Below are 2,774 nucleotides of genomic sequence, written 5' to 3' on the forward strand. Positions count from 1 at the left end.
CGCTGATGCCGAGCGTGACCGACCCGGCGATCCGCCTCTTCAGGACCGCGATGCGCTGCGAGGCGGCGCTCCACTCTGCCGGAAGGTCGCCGAGTTTTATCGAACCGACGTGGTTGAGGTTCGACAGGGCGACCAGCAGGTCGTCGGAAAAGTGAAACCCGGTGGTTGCCGGATTGTCGTAGACGCACAGCGGGACCGATAGCCCGGCGGTGACGCGGTCATACAGGCGAAACGCCTCGTCGGCGCCCAGTTTCTGATACGACAGCGGCGCCAGCAGCACGCCGCTAACGCCGGCGTTTTGCGCATCCTCTGCCAGCCTCATGACCTCATCTGCGCTGATGCTGCTGATGCTGGTCATCAGCGGAATACCGGACGCGGCGCCGACGGCGAGGCGGGTAACCCTGAGTCGCTGCTCGCGGGTCAAATAGGCGTAGCTGCCGGTCGAACCCAGCGCGCCTATAGAATCCACGCCGGCATCGACAAGGTTTTCAATCAGTGACACGAACGACTTTTCGTCGATCTCTGCCCCCGCCAGCGGAGTAAGAGGGAATGCGCTCAGGCCTGTAAACATCGTTGATTCCTTTTAAAAAAATGGGAGTAACCCAGGCGACCGCTGCGTTTTAGCGGGCAAAATTTCGCGATCCGCTTACGCACAGAATAACGCCTATGGTGACGAAAACCATTACCGGACTGACCGTTTCATGCAGCAGGACCGCCGACAGCGCCAGGCCAAAGAACGGCTGCAGCAGCTGGAGCTGGCCGACGGCGGCAATCCCGCCGATAGCCAGCCCTTTGTACCAAAAAATAAAGCCGATCAGCATACTGAAAAGCGATACGTACCCTAACGCCGCCCAGGCCGGGGCGCTAATGCCGCTGAGGGTTGCCGGCAGGGTTATAGCGGTAGCGATCAGCATGAAAGGCAGGGCGATAATCAGCGCCCAGCCGATGGTCTGCCAGCCGCCGATGGCGCGGGTCAGCTTTGCGCCCTCGGCGTATCCCAGACCGCAGACAACGACGGCGGCCAGCATCAGCAGATCGCCGGTCAGCGACGCCGAAGCGCTTTGCGCGAGCGCGAAGCCCACAACCAGCAGGCTGCCGATGACCGAAAAGATCCAGAAGGCCTTTTTGGGCCGTTCACCGCCGCGCAGAACGCCGAAAATGGCCGTGGTCAGCGGCAAAAGGCCAAGAAACACGATGGAGTGTGCGGCGGTGACGTGCCGCAGGGCGAGGGCGGTCAGCAGCGGAAAACCCACCACCACCCCCAGGGATACGACGGCCAGCGCGACGAGCTGCGAGGCGCGGGGACGCCGCTGGCGAAAGCACAACATCAGCGCGCAGGCCACGACTCCGGCGATAGACGCGCGCAGAAAGGTCAGAAAGAAAGGGGCCATCTCCAGCACCGCCACGCGGGTGGCGGGCAAAGAGCCGCTGAAAATAATCACGCCGAGCAGGCCGTTGAGCCAGCCGGAAACGGCGCCGGGGTCGGCTTTATGTACCGCTGAATTTACCACTGTAACCTCATCTGTTTGTTCACGTTTACGGGCTTGAGCATGGGGTCAGCGGATGGTAGCCTCGCTCATCTAATACAATCAAATTATTGTCATGGATACATTTGATGAAAGCCCGCTACAAAGGCATTGTTGATCAATTCGCGGAGGCGATTCGCAACGGCGAGATGTCGCCGGGAACCCGCCTGCCGACGCACCGGCATCTCTCCGCACGGGAGCATATCTCTTTGGCGACCGCGACCCGGGTCTACAGCGAGCTGGAGGCGATGGGGCTGGTGAGCGGTGAAACCGGGCGCGGCACCTTTGTCAGAGAGCGGTCGCTGCCCCCGGGCCACGGCGTCGATCAGCAGACGGTGGCGACGGACGTGCTCGACCTGAATTTTAACTATCCGGCGCTGCCGGGGCAGGGAGAGATGCTGCGCGACGCGCTGCGGCAGCTTTCGGCGGCCGGCGACATCGAGTCGCATCTGCGCTATCAGCCCCACGCAGGCAGGCTCGGTGAACGCGAGATTATGGCCGGGCACTTTTACCGGTACGGATTTCGGCCGACGGCGGACAATCTGCTGATCGTCAACGGCGCCCAGCACGGGCTGACCGTCACGGTGATGGGGTTGCTGAGGCCCGGCGACGTCGTCGCCGTGGATGCGCTGACCTATTCGGGGTTCAAAGCGCTGGCGGAGCTCTACCATCTTGAGCTTATCGCCATCCCGTCCCTCGCCGATGGCCCGGATTTAGCGGCCCTCAGGCAGATCTGTCAAAAAAGACGCGTCCGGGCGGTCTACGTCATGCCGACGCTGCACAATCCGCTGGGCTGGGTACTTAGCCGCGCCCAGCGCAAGGCGCTGGCCGGGATCGCCCGCGCCCACGATCTGCTGATCGTCGAAGATACCGCCTACGCCTACCTGGTGCGACGGCCGCCGCCGCCGCTGGCGTGCTATGCGCCAGAGCGCACCGTCTATATCAGCGGATTTTCAAAAAACGTGGCGACCGGCCTGCGGGTCGGGGTGGTTATCTGCCCGGAAGGCTATCGCTCCGCGCTGGAGAGAGCGATTCGCGCCACGACCTGGAATACCCCTTCCGTGCTGACGGCCCTGGTCTGCGGCTGGATCCAGGACGGCACCGTCAGGCGCTTTGAAACGCTAAAAAGAGCCGATGCGCGCCGGCGGCAGGCGGCGTTGAGGGAGACGCTGGGCGATCTTCCCTGCGTGAGCCATCCGGACTCCTATTTTGCCTGGCTGCCGCTGCCGGATGAGGCGAGGGCGGATC

General features: G+C 63.0%; 3 protein-coding genes. 1 reads left to right on the top strand and 2 read right to left on the bottom strand.

What is annotated here, in order from left to right; all coding sequences use genetic code 11:
• On the bottom strand, positions 1-571 hold a 571-nt coding region (locus tag PFH44_RS26480; protein ID WP_283826680.1), incomplete at its 3' end, for a dihydrodipicolinate synthase family protein.
• Between the two features lie 49 nt (positions 572-620).
• Positions 621-1,511 carry a DMT family transporter gene (locus tag PFH44_RS26485; protein ID WP_283826681.1) on the bottom strand — a complete coding sequence of 297 codons (891 nt, stop codon included), beginning with the start codon at positions 1,509-1,511 and terminating at the stop codon, positions 621-623.
• A 104-nt stretch (positions 1,512-1,615) separates the two neighbouring features.
• Between PFH44_RS26485 and PFH44_RS26490 the strand changes: the two genes are divergently transcribed.
• Positions 1,616-2,774, top strand: a 1,159-nt coding sequence (locus PFH44_RS26490) for an aminotransferase-like domain-containing protein (RefSeq protein WP_283826683.1), incomplete at its 3' end; no start/stop codon positions are given.

The sequence above is a fragment of the Klebsiella sp. Ech2A genome (genome assembly GCF_030078455.1).
Taxonomy (GTDB): domain Bacteria; phylum Pseudomonadota; class Gammaproteobacteria; order Enterobacterales; family Enterobacteriaceae; genus Klebsiella; species Klebsiella terrigena.